Raw genomic sequence first — 18,603 nt, 5'->3', positions numbered from 1 at the left:
CAAGATTAATCCCTGTTTCATAAGTTTATATTGATGCAATTATAGTGCTATGAATGATTGATATTACTGTTAAAAGAATCTGGCGAATCTAGATTTATGAACCAAAAATCATAACTCGAAGTACCCGATTCTGCCAGTCGCTGCTTTGGGGATTATTTTTAGCCCCTGCTGGGGTGCGGTATTGAACTTTAATAGTATGTTCACCTTGGGCTAATTCGCCTACCCAGAAGTCGCTGTTTCCCCAATATGTGGTATTTCCAGTAATTGTTCTTGAAACCTCTGTGTTATCCACAAATAATCTGGTGACGAAATGAGCATTTTTTGTGTCTGTTTCTTGATTTGCCATTGATATTTTATAAAAAGCTATAACAGTGGCAGTTGCAGACAGAGTAAAAGTTCGCGAGAGACTAGGAAAATCAAACCATGTGTTAACTGAACTTAATGTAACCTCTGTTTCATTGAGTCCGCCAGCAGTAAATATTGCTGTCTTATACCCTTTGGCTTGAATGATTCCTGCAACGTTGACGTTGCCAGCAACTTCCAATTTAGCACTTGGAGTTGTTGTACCGATACCGACGTTGCCTCGATCGAATGCAAGGACGTTCGGATGAGTAGTATTATTGTTCTTTTGAGCGAAGACCCACCTCACCACGCCAGCTGTCACATTTGTGTTCAAGTTTAAATAGTAGAGAGAGGGTTCTTTTTTGGCTTCAAATCGAATTGTATCTCCACTGTAATCAGCGGGTGTCTGTATTGTTAAATTCGCACTTGGAGTTGCCGTGCCGATACCAACATTACCCCCTTTGAAATAACTATCTCCATTGATATTCAAAAATACCTTCTTTTCCCCTTGATGACTTACGGCAAAACCATGACCTATCGCCTCCTCATGAGTCATCCATTCCAATACTCCATCAGCAGGGGAATAAAGTTTTTTATCATTGGCATTAAGGCCATCACCAGTAAAGCCAATTCCTCCTTGTACACTTAATCGCTGTGGAGTATTTTTCGTCCCAATACCAACGTTGCTGTTTAAGAATGTAAAGTTAGCTCCATTGTCTGCAAAAAATCTTAATTCCTTACTATTTCCAAAATCTCCTCCCTGAATATATCCATAGCGAAGAGAATTTCCTCCAGTTCTGTTGTGCAACCAATTGACATAAGGCGGATCTGTATTTTTACTTTCAAAGGATGCCATAGAACTGAAATTATCAGGCGTTTTTACTTTAACCACTTCTAATTCTGATGCTTTAACCTTGCGATTGACTTCCAACTTTTGAGTGGGTTCGGTGTCTTCTATTATCGTACCGATAACAACTTTGCCTGTGAACGTCGCATTGTCTGTCACAGAAAGTTTGCCTTTGAGGTTAGTTTCTCCATTTACAATTAGATTGCCAGTCGTAACGTTGTTATCAAAGGTGGCACTTTCTGTCACAGAAAGTTTGCCTCTGACCTTTAAACTACTATTAAATTCAGCAAAACTCCCAGAGCCATAACTCTTAAAGCTGAGAGAAATCTCTCCATCAGGACTTGGCAAGCGCAAGCCAGAATATACACGAACGCTATTGTCTATGTCGCCTTTAACTACATTGCTGCTAATTGTTAACTTGGCTAAGGGGATAAAATCTTTCAATTCTGAGGAACTCAATTTAAATTCAGGCTCGGCTTGCCACCGCCTGCTGGTAATATCATTTCCTGGTGTTTGTTGGTCAGTTTTTTGTTCGCTATATCCAATATATAAGGTGTAAGTGCCATCAGAAATTGGGGTATTATTAGTAGTGACAATCTATTTTTTGGAGAGCGAGCAAGATAATCTGCTGTCCTTGAGGATCGATCGCGCTTCCCTCTGATACGGTTACAGCTAAATCGCCTTCTCCTTTAGTAACTTTAAGTTTTTCAGCAATGCCGGAGATATGGAGTAAATGATGATGCCAGCGCTGGCGATCGATGTGGTATTGTTGTTCGAGTTGAAAGTCGTCTTCTAATAGGTATTGTCCGGCAAAATAGTTTGGACGTTTGTTAGTTGGTTTCTTAATTTCATTGGATGCCATGACTTTTGTCTCCTTTGTTTATTGGTTATTGGCGATTAAATAGAGAATGGCTAACAGCGACTTCTTTTTACTTGTGAGTTTTGTCTGCTTATGTGGCGAGCGTGTTATTTTTTGGCTTCGATTCCCTCGGTTCCTAACCAGGTATTACCATCTACATATTTATCTTCCTGCTTTGTGAATATTTTTAATCCAGGTGGCACAAAGAATGTGTATTCCTGGGACTGGGTTTCCGATTTAAGTTGTGACGGTGGTTTCGATTTAGATTCAGAGTAGGTTGTTGTAATCGAGATGGAACCTGTGGCATCGCGATCGATCAAATTATCGATGGCGACATACCAATCTTTAACCGTCTTAATTTCTTGTTCATTTAAAGTATAACTGACTTCCAGATTGCCCGTACCGATTTGATAATTGTAAACCTTCACTTCTGCGAACCCTCCTTTAATACTCAATCTCAGATTGTTATTTTCCTCCTCTTTACGGCTAATTTTGACAGCGATTTTGTATGTTACCTGGAAACCGACCAAATACAGAAAATTAATTGGCTTAATCTGAACGGCATAAACATTGCCCGTAATCTGCATTGACGGTACTTGAATTTTCAAGCCGTAATATGTATGCGCGGGCTTTTCTTGGTCGATAATTGCTTTGGCAATGCGGACTTGCTGCCAATAACGGCTGGACTCTAGTCTGGGTAGCCTTAGTTCCACTTGAAATTAGTGGTCTGGGAAATAATCATCCTGGTAAATGGTGACGTTTTCTGGTAATTTGACACTTTTCAAATAAAGCCTCAAAACTTGTTCCAATCCCTCTTTAGTACCGCGCAGGCGATAGAAAGGAACAATTTTTTTAATAAACTTGCGTTTGGTGTCAGGTTGCCAATTATCTCGCAGACTTAAAGCGACCCAACTGGCTAACCAAGGCAGAAATTATTCTGGCGTTAAATCGGGGTTAAAGTAGGTATGAATCGCTCCAATAACCGCTTCTAATCCAGGGGGATGAGAGGACGACCGATCGATAATGTCGGGATTCTTTTCAGAGGGGAAATTGCTCCCAGTTAAAATCTGTTCAAATGCCAGCAAAAAGCGAGCGATGACATCATCAGCTTGCAGTATTGCTGGAAGATATTTAAGATAATCGCTGCTATCGCCAGTCATTACCTAATCGATCCTTAAACTTGAGAGTAACCTGACCTATTGTTACGAGATCGCGAGGGATACTATTAACAGTATCGGTTGTGGCAGTTTCCTTTGACTCAGAAAGTACAAGATTTTTAACGTAATCAACTCCCGACACGCGATCGAGTAAGGCATAGATTTCCGATGGATAAACATTTCGACCAAAGCGCCAGCCTTTCCCATCCCAATAAGTTCCAGATTGTAGGGGATGAAAGAAGGTGTTGATTTCTTCCCGCACGAGCTGTTCTACTTGTTTAATGTCGGCACCATCTTCTAGATATAAGTCAGCACTGATGTTGAAGGTTACGTAATTTGGTTGCACGATATGAAGGCGAGTCGTCAGCAATTTTCGCTGATCCAACCACAGTTTTAGCTCTTGGTATAATTGAGGGATTGGTTCGACTTGGACGCGAGCGGGAACGATAACTAAACTAATATGTCCAGGAGCATTGTTGTTGGATGATTCCCGAGCGCAGTCTGGGATTACATACACTCGTTTAATCTTATTTTTTTGCTCCCAATCTTGCCAAACAAGCTGCTCGAAATCCTCCTTAGTCACAGCGCGATATCGCTGCCGCAATTCTAAAATTGTGTTGCGCGTTTCTTCCTCAAGTGCGGCTTCTCGTGCCTGTGGTTCTACCAAGTCATTGGGTAATTTCCAGGGTGTTTCCTTGAGTAGATTTAAAAAAGTTTCGTAGTTGCGATCGCTGACTCGGTTCACGCGATAAAGCGTCATTTCGGTCAACCAAGCCAGCAATTCAATTAAAATAATTCCCGTATCGGTGGGGTTGCGATCTGTCCATTCGGGACATTCGATCGGGATAAGCGATCGCGCCTCTTCTACTAAGTCTTCATAAGTGCGATCGTCGAGGTTTGGTAAGGGGATAGACATCGATTAACCTCCTATTTCGGATAAAAACAAGGTAATATTATGACTGCCAGAAAAAATCAGAAAAGGTTCTGGCGGTGATGGCGGTTCGGGTTCGATTTTGACCGATAAAGAACGGACATAATCTACACTATCGATCGCTTCAATTAAGGAATAAAAATCAGATTCGTGGGGTTCTCTGCCAAATTCCCATCCTTGTCCGCTGACACCACCTGTCAGAGGATGGAGAAAGGTTTCTAACCGCTGGATAACCGCAGTCCTGACAGCATCGGCAAATTCTAAGGCAGTGGGAACAACCTCCGCCGTGACCGAAACTTGCAGCCATTGAGGACTACCAACCCAGAGGTTAAGTGTCGGAGAAGCGCGATCGCGCAGGTAAGTTTCTACGCGATCAATCAGTGCCAAACTAGGAATAGGTTGAGGAGAATCATTGCGGGGAACGATAAACAGTTTGACTAAACCTGCCTTAATTTCTTTGAGTTTATTTACTCTGGCATCCCGTTCTTCTTGTTTTATGTTTCGGTCTAACCACAACTCTTCAGTCAGGGGATCGTAAGTAGGCGCGATCGCTTTTACCCTGGCAATATCGGCAGATGCTTCGTAAGCCAAATCTTCAAAATCTTGAACGGTGACAGCGCCACCCCGATGGCGAATAAATTTTTGCCCCCTTTCCTGCACTCGATCGATGGGTTCGCGATCGCTTCCACCAGCAGCAGCTTCTAAATTGATAACGCGATCGATGTAAGGAATTGTCGTTTTTAATTGATTGATGGTGTTAGCAGGTTTGTTACCTCTCGCGCCGCCATCCGTTTTATGTCGCGTCATGGGAATGTTATTGCGACCTTGAGGCGGTATCATGCCATATTTTCCGTCGCCAAACTGAATTTCTCCAGTTAAGTGATTAATAGTGTAGTGGCGCGCCCATTCCCGACTGATAAAATTCCGAGACTTCATGCGATCGCACCCACACAGTTTCAACCTCTCCCGTTTCATCTCGAACAATGGTAATTGCCTGTTTTCCTTCTAACTTTTCAATCGCAATTTGTTCTTCTAGGGACGGTATTTTTGGTTCTTGTACTTCCAACTGCTGACCTGACAAAACTGGCGATTGTACGGTGTAAAATGTTTGATTGGGGTTGCCATTACTCGAACCTAAAATTTCATTTTGCAGCGTTGTAGTTTGACTTGCCCAAATCGTATTTGTCAGGATGCGACGCCAGGGCGGTTGCACTCGGAAGTTGCCGCTTTCCCAACGGACGCGCAACCAATAAAGGGTTTTGCCAAATTCCTGAGTTTCCCTAAAGTCAGATGGCCCGATAAATTTAATCAGTCCGCGATCGCCAAAGGCAGAAGTTTCATCAATAACGCTCAAATTTTCCCAAGTTTTGCCGTTGAAATATTGCCAAACTAAGCGAGGCGATGTGGGATTTGTCGTTTCTACCGATAATTCTTCAGAGGTTGGGGATTCTACTTGGAAATAAAGCGCGATCGCTGGATTGGGGAAAGGTCGATCGAAACCCAAATATAAATAGGGTTTGGTATCAGTTGAACGAGCGAACGGTGAGAATCCAGTGTTATTTGTAATCACCTGTTTCACATAGGTAAAATTATTATAAGTCACGCAGGTGGAAAGGTTGGCACTTTTATTATAGGTATAGTCGAGTTGGATAGATCCCACTGATGGTGGTGCGAAACTGGCAGATGAGTTCAGCATCACTGTCGTTCCTACTGGGAACTCTTGGTTGATATTTTCTGCCAAAATGAGCTTTTTATACTTTAATATAATATCCTTAATTGAACCTGTTTGTGAGTTGTTTGCCGCCACGATCAAAACAGCATCATCCAGCATAAAGCCTCTCACATTCTGAACAGTTAGCGACTTTTCTGTGGGGTTGGCTTTTTGGCTTAAGTAAGTCAAATTAATGGGTTGACCTAACGTAGTTCCACTCCCGTAATTTCCTTTGATAATGCGAATACGAAGCCAGTAATTAGTCTCGCCATTAACTGAAATTTGAGTTCCAGGTCGCGAGAGTGTAAACTCTACCTTGCCACTCGCTGTAAATTTGATTGGTGACAACTTTAAATCTGTAATTGGTTGTCCATTCAAGTTTTTGGCAGTGAGTTGCAACGCTTCCCAATTACTCGCATTCCAAGCTTCCCAAACCACCTCCACATCACCGCCATTCGGATTGATAGGTAAATTTTCACTTAGCCTCACTGTCACCGGTACTCTGGCATTTTCTAGGGGGCTTGGCTAGCAATATAGAAAGTGTCATTAAAACGGGGTTGTTCGCCAAATGGATAAAAATCTTTACTCAAATCAATAGGAATGCTGTTGAAAAAGCATCGAGCGGGAGCTAAATTGTTTCGCTGGATGTTGACGGTGGCAGTGATGCGATTAATCTGTGGTGATGCCGCAAGCGATGAAATCAGTTTAACGCGCAACCAAGCCGAATTTAAACCGTCAATTGTATGGGGAGTAATGGCTGGAAAGTTGTCAAGTGTGACCAGATTTGTTGAATTCGGAGATAATAGCAATTGCCAAGCAGTTCCATCCCAATAAGACCAAGCGAGAGATAACTTATTCCAATCCTCTGCGTTCGAGGTTTCAACAGTTAGCGTGACTGTTTTAGGGGCAGGTAACGTGAATAGTTGGTCGCTAGGTAAGTAAAGACTATGTTCGCTCGCGGTATCTCGTGTAAAAACTAAAAAAGCAGTAACTTGTTTTCCTGTTGCTTGTAACGTGCGATGGCTATACTTATCTGCCTCTAACTGTCGTACAAACACCGCTGGCAATTGCACTGGCGTTACCAGCACATCGCTTTCTGTTTCAAAGACAACTTCTTCCTCTTCTCCCTCGGCAGGTGGCGCAGAAATTTGCGTGTAAGCTGGAACCAAAGCTGTTGTATTTTCTGGTACGCCAGATGCCAGAGAAAAAGTTAATGGAACTCGCGCTGGCTGGGGTGGTAAAATTTGCGTACCGAGCAAATCTAGAAAAGCGAGAAAGTTTTTTTCAGGGACTCGATTCAGGCGATCGCTCACCGTTGCTACCATCCGCCCAAAAATGCGAATCAGCGCCAAACCTGCGTCAGGCTTTTCAGGTTTCAACCAGCCTTTGACCTTAACATTAATTTTTTCTAAACCCTTGACTTTTGCGATCGCATCTGCTAAATTTTCGTCGATTAACGTCCCGGCAGTCGCGATTATCTTGCCGTCAGTGTCTTTGATGTCCTCGGCGAGAGTGCGCTCGCGCAAAAATTCTGCTTTATTATCGACTAATTCGCTACTTTCCTGGGCGGTATAATGTTGTACTAACTTGACCGTTTGTTCGACTATATCTTCATAAGTACGGTTGTCAATCTTTGGCGGTTGAATCGACATAAGAGTTAGCCCAAATAGAATGGATAAACCAAATTGAATCGATTATTTGTCGTGCGAACTTGATAATTAACCTGAATCAGCAATCGGTTTGATTGGCTTGGATCAAGACTCGCATCTACATCCAATACATCGATGCGCGGTTCCCATTGAATTAACGCTTGACGCACTTCATCGCTCGCCGTTCCGATCGTGCCAGCACTGTTATTTGCCAACACCAAATCGTGAATTCCACAACCAAAATCCGGACGCATCAACCGTTCTCCCCTCGCGGTACTTAATATCGTCCAAATTGATTGGCGGACGCACTCTTCATAATGCGCCATGACAATTTGATTATTTTCTAATTTCACTGGGGATGTCCATCCGACTCCGAGAAAATTGCTATTCATGGGTAATGGGTAATTGGTAATGGGTAATTGGTAATGGGTAATTGGGAATTTATTGTCATTCTTTATGCTTTAAATTCCTTTGACGCGCGTTTGAGTTACAGCAACAGTTAATCGCGTACCTGTGGGTATACAAATTGCTTTGCTATCTTGCAATAAAACGGGTTGTCCCATTACTTTGACTCTGGTAGCCGCGCCAATCCACTGGGCTGCCGTGCAAGCGCCAACATTGTTAGGGGGCGGGGGATTTGTACAGCTTGCGATCGCATAAGGAGAAGCTTGAGTCACCACAGGATTACCCATTACTTTCACTCTTGGATTCGGAGAATTGGGCTGCGCTTGTCCTTGATGATCGCAATTTACCGTTGCACCGACGTGCAATAACATTCCTGGCATTATGTCACCTCCAAAGCACCGTCATTGATTTTTACACCTGCCAAACATTTAATTCCCATCCCAGCATTAGCCTCAATATTGCAGTTAGCATTGGCTTTAATTTCGCAATTTTGTTTGGCTTGAATATTGAGGTTGTTACACTCGAACGCTAGATCGCCCCCGCTAGTTTTTAGACTGATTTTTCCTTTCGCCTCGAGCGTTAAGTCTTGTTCCACTTTAAGCATAATGGCATTGTTTTTAGAGTCGATAACGATCTCGTTTTTACCAGTCGAATCCTGAATGATAATTTTTTCGGCATCTTTCGTATCGTCCAAAATAATTTGATGACCGCTGCGGGATTTAATCAGCCGCTTGTTATTTTTACCATCCTCATTCGTTTCCGGCGGTTTATCCTTGCCATTCCACAACCCCCCTAAGATGTACGGAAAATTTACATCCCCTTGGTCAAAAGCCACCAGTACCTCATCGCCAACTTCCGGCAAAAAATAGATGCCTCTTTCCTTTCCTGCCATTGGAGTCAACACGCTCGCCCAATAAGTCTCATCCGTATCGGATATCCGAGGCAATTTCACTTTCACTCGTCCCAGTCCTTCTTCGTCTTTATTATTGGTAACTGTACCGATCGTCACGCCATAAAAGCGATCGTTATCCTCTGATGGAGACAGCAAATATAGTATTCTACCTGTCATTTATAACCTCCTATATTTTTGATAAAAAAATGAAAAATGGGAGAGCAACTCGCATTTCGTTTCACCGAAAAATTAGTGCGATAACCTTGAGTTTTGCTGTAGGAGTGGGTGACAGCCGTAACATAATAAGACCCGCTAAAGCGCTTACCAATACCAGTAATTTCGCTCGTCGTACCGGGGTGCAAATCTGTACGCCCCAAACAACTGCCATCCCCAGTGATATAGTTCAATGCCATTTCGTTGAACAGTTTTAAGGCGATTTGATTGGCTTCTGCTTGGCTCGAAACAATGACATTTGCAATCGTATAACTCGTCTTGCCAAATTCTTGGTTAGCCACCTTCGGCCCGCTAATAGAACCCTTCATTTTAGTAGTTTCATTACCAACACCTACCTTGCTAATAAACAACTCCTTCTGTTGGGGATCCCAACCCCGCACTTCCACCTGTCCGACCTGATTCATCGTACTCAGTCGAGCAGAGAAGTCCAGCAAATCGTCTGCGCGGTTTAATTTTAGTACCTGACTGCTGGCATTTTGGGGCGGACGAAAGTATAGTGTCTTGTTTTTAACTAACACCTCATACCCAATCCGTTTTGCCCGAGCTTGCAAAAATTCCCAATCCGTTTTATTAGATTGCAAAACGCGATTTAATTTTTCTTTGCTATCCTCAACTTTGGCATCTAGTCCCCGTTCGCTAGCAATTTGACTGGCAATTTCGCTGTCTTTCATTTCAAGAAAACTGCGCCTTTGGGTGCCTCGCATTAAACGATGGCGGAGAGCGTGACCTCGCACAGTCAATGTGGGTGCGGAATCTTGGGAAAAGCTAGGTTCTAACCCCGTAATATCACCAATAATTAGAGTTTCTAATTTTTCGTAACCCATTTTAATTTCCACAGTATTGCCGCAGTCAAATAAGTTGTTATCAACCCACGTCAGTTCACCTTTCACCAAATCCCAAGTCTTTAATTGAAGGGTAAACATCCCCGCACCTTCTAGGTCTTCCACCACGGTTACGCTTGACAAATCGGCGATCGCTTGAGGTGGCAGAGGGTTGCCTGCGATCGCAACTTTGACTTGAGGGGTTAGAACTTCAGTACCTTTAGGTTGGGACATCTCTATTTTTAACGATCAAAGTGGTGGAACAGTGAGGCGTTGACCGGGGGTAATTTGGCGCGGATTATCGAGGCGATTGGCAGCAGCAATGACTCTCCAAAGTGCAGGATTGTTGTATTCTTCCGCAGCAATACTGGTCAATGTTTCTCCACGCCGCACGATGCGAATTGGGCGATCAATTGGGTTTTGCTCTTTTTGTTTGATTTCTGGCGATATCCATTCCTCAAACCTGCAGTTCAGCTTAGCCCGAACTGGCGTTCCATCCGCCAGAAAACGAGTAAATGTTTTATTTAATTGCTTGATAAATCCTTGAAATAAAACTGTAGTGCGTCCCCATTTCATTCGGCAGATAGGAGGTCTAGGTATCGCACCTAAACCGCTCTTCTTTTCAGTTAGTTGATAAATTTTTATAGTGGATTTTCGGACATCTTTAAGTCGGCTGCTGCCTGACAAATTCAGTCCAATAATACTGCCAATCCCGCTGATCTGTTCGGCATTCAACAGGCTAGTATCGAAAAACAACTCGACCGTTAAAGTTGCTGATTCGTCTGCTGGCTGGAGGCTATTCCCTTGACCCTGCCATCTTGTCTTAGAAATTGAAATTTGCTGGGGATTGAAAAGGGCTATAATAGGTTGATATTCGTCGAAAATGGGGAATTTACTTGCTCCTAAAATTGTCAGTTTTTCTAACTCCATGTTGTCCTGACTCGCGGTTCGCTTTCTATAATTAACCGCTGCATTAGTTGGCGTTCTATTTTGTCTGTTAATGCCTCCATATCGATGGAAATTTGGATGTTAGAGCTATCTTGTCTATTGGGTTGTTGTATATTAGATTCTTCATTGGACTGTATATTCTGAGAAACTTCTCTCGATAATCCCGTAGTTTGGGTCATGCCTTCAGTTCTCGATATCCCAGTAATGCCTGGGTTTGGTGCTTCCAATTCTGTCTGCACCGATTCTGTATTAACATGGGGACTGGAAAATACGAGAGGGGTTTCTAATCCAGACCAACCCATGGGATTTTGGATTTTAGATTTGGGATTTTGGATTGTTTCTCCAGATAAATTTGGGACTGCGGTGCTGGTATCAAATGCGTTCGCTTCCCCAATCGACTCCACAAAACTGGGCAAGTTTGCGCCTGGGAAAATGATACGATCGCTAGCAGGTAGCGGTTGCGATCGCGCCCGCACAATAGGTCTTGGATTATGAATAGTTTCTCCAGATAAATCCTCTAGTTGCCGAGCGATATTTATTGCCTTTGTTTCCAAAGATAAATTTGGCGAATTGAGACTTAAACTTTGCTCAAGTGGCGGTTTCTCAATTGGCACAGTGGTGCTGATGGGAGTTGGTTTGGGCGAAAAAAGGCTGCGATCGCTTCCACTCACAAATTTGGCTTGCACGACTGTTGTTTGACTGCTAGGAAAGTTTTCCCCCCTTGGTTTTGTCGCCAAAAACTCTTGTGGGGTAGGCGTCTCGCCTGCCTTTGGGTTGGTTTTTTGCACCAGTCTATTAGCGCGATCGCTTCCACTCACAAATTTCGCCTGCACTACCATTAGCTGACTGCTAGGAAAGTTTTCCCCCGTTGGTTTTGTCGCCAAAAACTCTTGTGGGGTATGCGTCTCGCCTGCCAAATCATTTGTTGTTTGCACAAGTCTATTAGCGCCAGCGCTTCCAGGTGCAAATTTCGCCTGCACAACCATTCGCTGACTGCTAGGAGACTGACCTAATTCTGGTGAAATCGATCTTGTTGTGGGAGTTTCCTGGGGTTGGGGTTGAGCATAAACAATGGGAATTTGATCTCCCTGAAAACCGATTTTGCGATTCCATCGTTGGGTGAGATGAGAAAGCAAAGGCAAGCGATTAGTAAACTGTTGCGCTCGCTTGACAATTTCCCAACCCATTCCAGTATTAATAACACCCGGTCGTTCGATGGGGCGCAGCAATCTATGTATCAATTTTGGGTCTAAATAATTCGGCATCCCCAATTTACTTTCTAAACCCGTTACTTCTGAAAAATTCCCGGTCAGCAACCCATCGATTTCGATGACAAAGTTGTAAGCCATGTAAGCGTCATATCTCAACCCCGATAGATCGGTTCCCACCGCAAATGCAGCATTCAACCCTAATTTTTTAACCATTCCTCTTACTCCTTTTCTATTACCTATTACCCATTACCAATTCCCTGATTAATCTGAGAAATTTGATCTACCCATTGCTGGCGATCGCGGTGTTCCATTCCCATAATCTGTTCGTGCGACCAGTGAAAATGATAGGCAATATATCCTACCTCTTCCAGCAATCGATCGGTCGGGTAGCCAACTACTCCCCCACCGGCACAGTTTCTACTTCAAATTCACCTTGGCAGTGGGGACAAGTCACTAAAAAGCGGCTGTGTCCGTTTTGGTTGATGCGTTGATAAAAGTCTTGCAGGTAGACCAAATCGCCAGAAAATAAACCCTCGATCGTCTTAGGATTAATCTGCTGAAGCGTTCCCAAATTGGTAATCACCCGCGACAATAAAATAATCACCAAATAGCCAGGATTTGCCTGCACTCGCGGGTCGCGCAGCCGTGCAATTTCATCGTAGGCAGTAGATAATCTCATAGTGCCTTCGCGGTGGATATTGCCTTCTGGAACGATGTAGCCTTGCGGTAATACAAAGGTAAATTCTGTTTGCTGCACCATAAATAATTTTAGATTTTAGATTTTGGATTTTAGATTTATCTTCACTTTTTGCCAAGTTTTGATCCCCCTAAATCCCCCAAAACAGCGGGGGACTTTGAACGCTTTGGTTCGCGGGGACTTTGAACGCTTTGGTTCCCCCCTTTTAAAGGGGGGTTAGGGGGGATCTAAAATATAAGGCTTTGGTTCGCGGGGACTTTGAACGCTTTGGTTCCCCCCTTTTAAAGGGGGGTTAGGGGGGATCTAAAATATAACGCTTTGGTTCGCGGGGACTTTGAACGCTTTGGTTCCCCCCTTTTAAAGGGGGGTTTTTAAGACTTTGGTTCCCCCCTTTTAAAGGGGGGTTAGGGGGGATCTAAAATATAACGATCAGACAGTCACCTTAACTCCACTTATCCACCGTTATTCCTTCATGGACTAATTCCAAACTTTCAACAAGCACTTCATCAGAAGTTGCATTAAAGTCTACCCCCGACCAATTTGTAGGCCAGCAGTTGGTTAAGTTCCAGCGGATTTTTTCTGTTCCGGTATGGTCAAGAAAAACGATCGAAATCTCTCGACGTTCGGCATTGCCTTTCATCAGGTTTTGCCGCCATTTCCAGAGTTCGTCGTTGTTGGTAACGCCTCGTTTGAGGGTGACATTACCATAGGTATTCAACCCAGGGATTTTTCGCTTAGTTAACGGGTCTGTTCCCTCGCGATATTCGGTCGCAGTTTGAGAAGAATTCAAACCAGAACATTCTCTGAAACCTGCGTGAATGATGCCATTCCATTCGACAAAAAAGTTATAGCCAGCATAGGGATCGGGTTTGTGGGGAGGTTTGATATCGGGCATGGTAAAAACTCCTACAATTTTGGTAATGGGTAATGGGTAATGGGTAATTGGGAAAGCAATCTTGTAAATCCCGATCGGATTTTGGATTGCCAATTAAGTCGTTACGGTGACTCCTGTGGAACCGTGAATCAGGCGAACGATAATGAACTCGCAGGGAATCGTTGCTGCTAGACCAATTTCTGTGACGACTTTGCCGCTATCTCTGATTTCGGGCGGGTTGGTTTCAGCATCGCACTTGACAAAAAACGCTTCTTGGGGTGTGTTACCTTTGAGTGCGCCTTGTCGAAATAGCGACTCGAAATAAGCGGTTAATTCCCGTTCTATCCCCAGCCACAATTTGAAGTCATTGGGTGCAAAAGCAACGTTAGCAAGGTTGCGTTCAATCCAGCGACAAACTGTTAAAAATAGCCGTCGCACGCTGATATAACGCCAGTTAGGATCTGAGCTTAAAGTGCGCGTTCCCCAGACTCTGATACCGCGTCCGGTTAAGGAACGCAAGCAGTTAACGCCTGTTTTTGCTGATTTTGAATTAAGCCGTTCAAAGTCAGCGTTGGTAATAGTAAGGCTCAAATCTAATCCGCCTTCCAAGACATAGTTTGCGGGAGATTGGTAAACCCCAGCAGCGCGATCGCTACGGGCATAAATTCCAGCAATATGACCGCAAGGAGGAACCTCTGATAGAGTTGTCCCTGTTGCCTTTTCTAAAGACGGAACTTTCAACCAAGGGGCATACAAAGCACCGTTAATATTGGATAGACGCTGCTGTTGCTGCTGGATTTCTGGGATAGATCGATTCCAAGCATCGAGAATGGCGAAGCGATCGCCCAAAAGTTCGCAATGCTCTAAAATAGCGTTCTGCATCACCCTTATATCCGCTTCTTGCCGTGCCAGCATGATGTCTGGGGCGCAAACGAGGTCGATGGTGTCTAGGGGTGCGATCGCATCCAATCCCGCTGGCAAAGCACTCTGAGTCGCCTCTTCGATGCGGACGACATAACACAAGCGACCCCCATTTTCAAAAAAGCCCCGCACCGCATAACCCAAGTAACTCTTGGATAGCGACTGACCGAAGTGCTGTTCAAACTGAGGCCAAACTGTCAGCAATTGCGGGGTATTAAACGACCCAGCAGTTGCCAAACCCAGGAATGCTGGCACACCTGTAATCAGTTCTGGTTCTGGAATTGAAAATACTTTCTGCAAATAAACACCAGGCATTTGATAGTTGGTCAGCATTTTCCCTTGCTTTAACAGCACCATTAAAACTGCTAATAGTCAATCGCTAATAGCAAATTCAAGAGAATTAGCAATTAGCAATTAGCAATTAGCAATTAACATCATTTACTACCCGGCCCTCCCCACTGACTAATGCGGAAGATGACAAACTCTGCTGGTTTAACGACAGCAACTCCGATTTCGATAATGACTTGACCCGCATCGCGCACTTCTGGTGGATTATTCTCCTCATCGCACTTGACATAAAATGCCTGTTCTGGGGTACTGCCAAACAGCGCACCGCTACGCCAAACCGTTAGCAAGAAAGCAGTAATAGTACGTCGAATTCGCGCCCATATCTCGGGAGAATTTGGTTCAAAAACCGTCGATTGAGTCCCTTCATCAATCGACTCGCGTAAATAGTTAAACACCCGACGAATGTTGATGTATTTAAATTCCCCGTTAGCATCACCTCCTATTGTGCGCGCGCCCCACACGCGGATATTGCCATTGAGTTCGCGAATCGAGTTGATGCCTTGAGGGTTGAGTCCATCCTGCTGGTTTTTACTAATTTTTTGCTTCATTCCCAAAGCCCCCATCACTACTTCATTGGCAGGTGCTTTGTGAACGCCCCTTTGGGTGTCTACGCGAGCATAAATACCAGCTATGTGACCGCTAGGCGGTACAAATTTTAGCTTCTTAGTCGCTGGGTCGAAGACTTGAATCCAGGGAAAGTACAAAGCTGCATAATTTGAATTGAAGGGTTGTAGCTTTTTGACATCATCTGGTTTGCTGAGATCGATACTTTCCGGACTGTCAAGAATGGCAAGGCGATCGCCTAAATTAGTGCAATGGTCTTTGATTTTTCCCAGCACATCGGCATCGTTGATTCCGGGGGCGGCAAGAATGGCAATTTCATCGATCGCCTCGAACTGATTTAGAGCAGTTTCAATATTATTTTTACCTGTCACCCAAACCACGTAGCAGCGCGTCCCTCCGTTGTTAAAGAAGCCGTATACTGCATGGGCTAGAGTATTTTGACCGGGAATATCTGAAAAATCGCCAAAGAATTTCTTGAAGTCACCGAATTTCGTACACAGCTTTACTTCTCCTGCGGTAACTGACTTGAATAGCGGTTGATAATCAACGGTAATTTCACCACTTTCTGGCGCAGTTGTAAACGAAATACTATATTTTTTATTGGCATCGTCATTGGCAATTGAAGCTGTAGTATTCTCAGTCCCAGCAATTTTCAGTTGTAGCGCTCGCGACTCGGTACGGTTCTGTTCTAGAACTGGACTTAGCTTTTGATTAAAGCAGCATCAGTGCAAATACTGAGCATATAGCTTGTTTTAAACGATATTTCAGCAATCAGCCAGATTTAGTCATAAAAGTTAAACAGCGTTCAGAGGGGCAACAAAGCGATCGCTCAGCTCATTGCCATAATCGATCAGCACCTAGAGTAGCCATTCCCCCAGTCAACTTGTCGAGGGATGTCGGGAAATTGAAATCATAAATTGGCGGTCTATCCAATCTTTGCAATACCACAGCAGGGGCGATTCCCATCCGAATGACCCCCAGGAAGCAACAGCACTGCCTTCCCCCGTACCGATGAGGCTAAGATAGCGTTTCTGGGGTTTATACGGCTTCAAGGGTTGACCCTGCAATGTTCGCCATAAATTATTAAACAACGGTTTGCCCTGTCGCACGGCAAATACTCCTGCTTTGGGACAAGGATGGTTGACAATTGTGGCGATATCCCCGGCGGCGAAAACTTGGGGGTGAGAGACAGACTGCAACGTATCGCTAACTAAAATAAATCCTGTGGCGTCAACTGCCAGTCCAGATATTTTAGGCCAATCCGGTGCAGATGCTTGCGTTACCCAGAAAAGGTAATTAAATTCAACATTTAAACCTGACTCGCAACAAACTAATTGCGGTTTCACTTCGCCAACATTTTCTTGTAAATGCACAAAAATACCGCGACGGGTGAGAAGCTGTTGCATGTGCTGTCGCACCCAGGGGTTATGATTGGTCATCAATTCGGCGTCGCGATGGAATAAATGGATTTCTAAATTAGATTGTTCTGAGTTAATTTTTGCCTGGGACTCTGAGTTAATTTTTGGCTGGGACAGGCGAGGACGCCTATCCCACAATTGGGGGAATTTTAATATTTTAGACAGGCGGGAATGCACGTTCAATGCTAGTTCCACACCTCCCGCCCCTCCCCCGACAATCCCGATGCGAATAAGAGAGTCTGGGTTGTTAGTTACTTCCTCAATTATTTGATTCCATTGTTGCAAAAAATGGGGGACGGGTTTGACTGGAATGGCATGTTCTGCTGCACCGGGTACGGATAGGGTGGCGGGTGTGCTGCCAATATCAATCGATAATAAATCGAATCGGACGGGCGACTGGTTTTCACACAGAACTAGGTTGTTATTTAAATCTAAACCAATGGCGCGATCGCATATCATTTTTGCTTTGACATATTGGGTAAGCGAATTCAGGTCAATATGACATTCCTCGTAGCTATAAAAACCCGCCACATAACCGGGTAGCATCCCCGAATAAGGCGTCTGTTCCACATCGGATATCAGCACGATACGCACGTCTGGAAGCGGGTTATGGGCGAAGTCTTTGAGTGCGATCGCATGAGTGTGTCCCCCACCAATTAGCACCAATTCTTTCATATTTTTAGCCAATAATTGCTTTATACCTTCCCCTCGATTAAATTGTTTTAAAACTAGGTACGCGGCATGTAAAACATTGGTTTGACAACCCGAAATCTTGTTGCCCTGTTTCAAAATTAGGGACACGGCATGTAAAACATTGGTTGTCAAACCCGAAATATTCATAATGCCGTGTTTCAAAAGTAGGGACACGGCATGTAAAACATTGGCGATCAAACCCGAAATATTCATAATGCCGTGTCCCTACCAGGTTGCGCCTCTAAGAAACCGGGAATCTCAAGCATTTCCCTCTCCCTTGTTTTGCTATACTCTTCAGCTTGTTGTAACAGATTTTCCAGATTGGGATTATTAATTTTGGCTGATGGCTGTCGATAAAATAGCTTGTTCAAACCATACCCGACTAGATAAATAGATTCTCTTAACGTCAGAACTGCTTTTTTGTACAAATTCCATTTGTTTGATAACTTGCTGGGATGGGGAATGACTGTAAAACCATTGTCGCCGAACAGAAATAGCGATCGCCACATATGAGGCGCGTCAGTAATTAGTATAATTCGCTCGATTCCTTGGGGTTTGAGAATAGCTGCGGTGAAAGCGGCATTTTCACTCGTACTTATAGAACAATTTTCCCCATCTATCACTCGACTGGGAATGCCTTTTTCTGCGAGTAACTGGATCATTTCCCCCGCTTCTGTCCTACCACTGACAAAAATTTCTGGCGCTTTTTTAGCTTGCCAAAGTTCAGCCGCTAAATCGATTCTATTTTCCCATTGAGATGGCCCTCGACCGAGTATTACAATTGCTTGTGCCTCTGTACTATAATCAGTTGGCAAGGCAAGTCCTTTCCCTACAAAGACAAATAGTAGCAGGAACGTGCTGGTTAATCCAATTAGTGATAAAAAGGCTTTTGACTTGATTATTCGCCATTTCCTGCGTCGCTTGTTCACAAGAAAGCCAAGTCCGAAAACAGCTAAAATTAATCCGGCTATCAGGGTGATGTTGACAAGCTCAAACGACACCCAATCTGTGAATAGAGAATATTCGGTTAATTGGCGATCGCACAAGGTTGTATCAAACATTTTACTGGTTAATTGCTAAT

Annotated in this window: 22 protein-coding genes; all 22 read right to left on the bottom strand. The window is 44.0% G+C overall.

What is annotated here, in order from left to right:
* Nucleotides 1-94: 94 nt before the first annotated feature.
* The 22 genes from ACE1CM_RS26610 to ACE1CM_RS26505 all read right to left on the bottom strand — a co-directional run bounded on the left by ACE1CM_RS26610 (nucleotide 95) and on the right by ACE1CM_RS26505 (nucleotide 18,583).
* Nucleotides 95-1,633 carry a polymer-forming cytoskeletal protein gene (locus tag ACE1CM_RS26610; protein WP_374881865.1) on the bottom strand — a complete coding sequence of 513 codons (1,539 nt, stop codon included), beginning with the start codon at nucleotides 1,631-1,633 and terminating at the stop codon, nucleotides 95-97.
* A 139-nt stretch (nucleotides 1,634-1,772) separates the two neighbouring features.
* Nucleotides 1,773-2,051 carry a hypothetical protein gene (locus ACE1CM_RS26605; protein ID WP_374881864.1) on the bottom strand — a complete coding sequence of 93 codons (279 nt, stop codon included), beginning with the start codon at nucleotides 2,049-2,051 and terminating at the stop codon, nucleotides 1,773-1,775.
* 104 nt (nucleotides 2,052-2,155) lie between these two features.
* Nucleotides 2,156-2,761 (bottom strand): hypothetical protein, encoded by a 606-nt coding sequence (locus tag ACE1CM_RS26600; protein ID WP_374881863.1) that lies wholly within the window; start codon nucleotides 2,759-2,761, stop codon nucleotides 2,156-2,158.
* Nucleotides 2,762-2,767: 6 nt separating this feature from the next.
* Complete coding sequence (locus tag ACE1CM_RS26595) at nucleotides 2,768-2,977, bottom strand: phage tail protein (protein WP_374881906.1); 210 nt, start codon at nucleotides 2,975-2,977, stop codon at nucleotides 2,768-2,770.
* A 3-nt stretch (nucleotides 2,978-2,980) separates the two neighbouring features.
* The gene (locus ACE1CM_RS26590) at nucleotides 2,981-3,208 is read right to left on the bottom strand and encodes a hypothetical protein (protein WP_374881862.1); all 228 of its coding nucleotides are present in this window, start codon (nucleotides 3,206-3,208) and stop codon (nucleotides 2,981-2,983) included.
* Nucleotides 3,195-4,121, bottom strand: a complete 927-nt coding sequence (locus ACE1CM_RS26585; protein ID WP_374881861.1) for a baseplate J/gp47 family protein — start codon at nucleotides 4,119-4,121, stop codon at nucleotides 3,195-3,197. The genes ACE1CM_RS26590 and ACE1CM_RS26585 overlap by 14 nt, the downstream gene beginning before the upstream one ends.
* Nucleotides 4,122-4,124: 3 nt before the next feature.
* Nucleotides 4,125-5,072: a baseplate J/gp47 family protein gene (locus ACE1CM_RS26580; RefSeq protein ID WP_374881860.1), complete on the bottom strand. Its 948-nt coding sequence runs from the start codon at nucleotides 5,070-5,072 to the stop codon at nucleotides 4,125-4,127.
* Nucleotides 5,020-6,342: a hypothetical protein gene (locus ACE1CM_RS26575; RefSeq protein ID WP_374881859.1), complete on the bottom strand. Its 1,323-nt coding sequence runs from the start codon at nucleotides 6,340-6,342 to the stop codon at nucleotides 5,020-5,022. Before ACE1CM_RS26575 ends, ACE1CM_RS26580 begins: the two co-directional genes overlap by 53 nt.
* A gap of 17 nt (nucleotides 6,343-6,359) precedes the next feature.
* Nucleotides 6,360-7,499: a hypothetical protein gene (locus ACE1CM_RS26570; protein WP_374881858.1), complete on the bottom strand. Its 1,140-nt coding sequence runs from the start codon at nucleotides 7,497-7,499 to the stop codon at nucleotides 6,360-6,362.
* A 5-nt stretch (nucleotides 7,500-7,504) separates the two neighbouring features.
* A complete protein-coding gene (locus ACE1CM_RS26565; RefSeq protein WP_374881857.1) occupies nucleotides 7,505-7,888 on the bottom strand; it encodes a GPW/gp25 family protein in 384 nt (127 codons plus the stop codon).
* 69 nt (nucleotides 7,889-7,957) lie between these two features.
* Complete coding sequence (locus tag ACE1CM_RS26560; protein ID WP_374881856.1) at nucleotides 7,958-8,281, bottom strand: PAAR-like protein; 324 nt, start codon at nucleotides 8,279-8,281, stop codon at nucleotides 7,958-7,960.
* Complete coding sequence (locus ACE1CM_RS26555; RefSeq protein ID WP_374881855.1) at nucleotides 8,281-8,970, bottom strand: phage baseplate assembly protein V; 690 nt, start codon at nucleotides 8,968-8,970, stop codon at nucleotides 8,281-8,283. The genes ACE1CM_RS26560 and ACE1CM_RS26555 overlap by 1 nt, the downstream gene beginning before the upstream one ends.
* On the bottom strand, nucleotides 8,967-10,082 hold the full coding sequence (locus ACE1CM_RS26550; protein WP_374881854.1) for a phage late control D family protein: 1,116 nt from the start codon (nucleotides 10,080-10,082) through the stop codon (nucleotides 8,967-8,969). The genes ACE1CM_RS26555 and ACE1CM_RS26550 overlap by 4 nt, the downstream gene beginning before the upstream one ends.
* Nucleotides 10,083-10,097: 15 nt before the next feature.
* Entirely contained in the window at nucleotides 10,098-10,778 is a 681-nt protein-coding gene (locus tag ACE1CM_RS26545; protein ID WP_374881853.1) for a LysM peptidoglycan-binding domain-containing protein, read from the bottom strand.
* Nucleotides 10,769-12,220 (bottom strand): hypothetical protein, encoded by a 1,452-nt coding sequence (locus tag ACE1CM_RS26540; protein ID WP_374881852.1) that lies wholly within the window; start codon nucleotides 12,218-12,220, stop codon nucleotides 10,769-10,771. Before ACE1CM_RS26540 ends, ACE1CM_RS26545 begins: the two co-directional genes overlap by 10 nt.
* A gap of 26 nt (nucleotides 12,221-12,246) precedes the next feature.
* Entirely contained in the window at nucleotides 12,247-12,381 is a 135-nt protein-coding gene (locus ACE1CM_RS26535) for a DUF6760 family protein (protein ID WP_374881851.1), read from the bottom strand.
* Between the two features lie 20 nt (nucleotides 12,382-12,401).
* Complete coding sequence (locus ACE1CM_RS26530) at nucleotides 12,402-12,767, bottom strand: phage tail assembly protein (protein WP_374881850.1); 366 nt, start codon at nucleotides 12,765-12,767, stop codon at nucleotides 12,402-12,404.
* A 379-nt stretch (nucleotides 12,768-13,146) separates the two neighbouring features.
* Nucleotides 13,147-13,599, bottom strand: a complete 453-nt coding sequence (locus tag ACE1CM_RS26525) for a phage tail protein (protein ID WP_374881849.1) — start codon at nucleotides 13,597-13,599, stop codon at nucleotides 13,147-13,149.
* Between the two features lie 93 nt (nucleotides 13,600-13,692).
* Complete coding sequence (locus tag ACE1CM_RS26520) at nucleotides 13,693-14,856, bottom strand: phage tail sheath family protein (protein WP_374881848.1); 1,164 nt, start codon at nucleotides 14,854-14,856, stop codon at nucleotides 13,693-13,695.
* Nucleotides 14,857-14,933: 77 nt separating this feature from the next.
* Nucleotides 14,934-15,791, bottom strand: a complete 858-nt coding sequence (locus ACE1CM_RS26515) for a phage tail sheath family protein (RefSeq protein WP_374881847.1) — start codon at nucleotides 15,789-15,791, stop codon at nucleotides 14,934-14,936.
* 498 nt (nucleotides 15,792-16,289) lie between these two features.
* The gene (locus tag ACE1CM_RS26510; RefSeq protein WP_374881846.1) at nucleotides 16,290-17,735 is read right to left on the bottom strand and encodes an FAD-dependent oxidoreductase; all 1,446 of its coding nucleotides are present in this window, start codon (nucleotides 17,733-17,735) and stop codon (nucleotides 16,290-16,292) included.
* Nucleotides 17,732-18,583 carry a YdcF family protein gene (locus ACE1CM_RS26505; RefSeq protein ID WP_374881845.1) on the bottom strand — a complete coding sequence of 284 codons (852 nt, stop codon included), beginning with the start codon at nucleotides 18,581-18,583 and terminating at the stop codon, nucleotides 17,732-17,734. The genes ACE1CM_RS26510 and ACE1CM_RS26505 overlap by 4 nt, the downstream gene beginning before the upstream one ends.
* Nucleotides 18,584-18,603: the final 20 nt, after the last annotated feature.

It is taken from the genome of Microseira sp. BLCC-F43, assembly GCF_041929235.1.
In the GTDB taxonomy this organism is placed as follows: Bacteria; Cyanobacteriota; Cyanobacteriia; order Cyanobacteriales; family Aerosakkonemataceae; genus Microseira.
The sequence above is the reverse complement of the archived record's forward strand: the minus strand, read 5'-3'. Positions and strand labels throughout refer to the sequence as shown.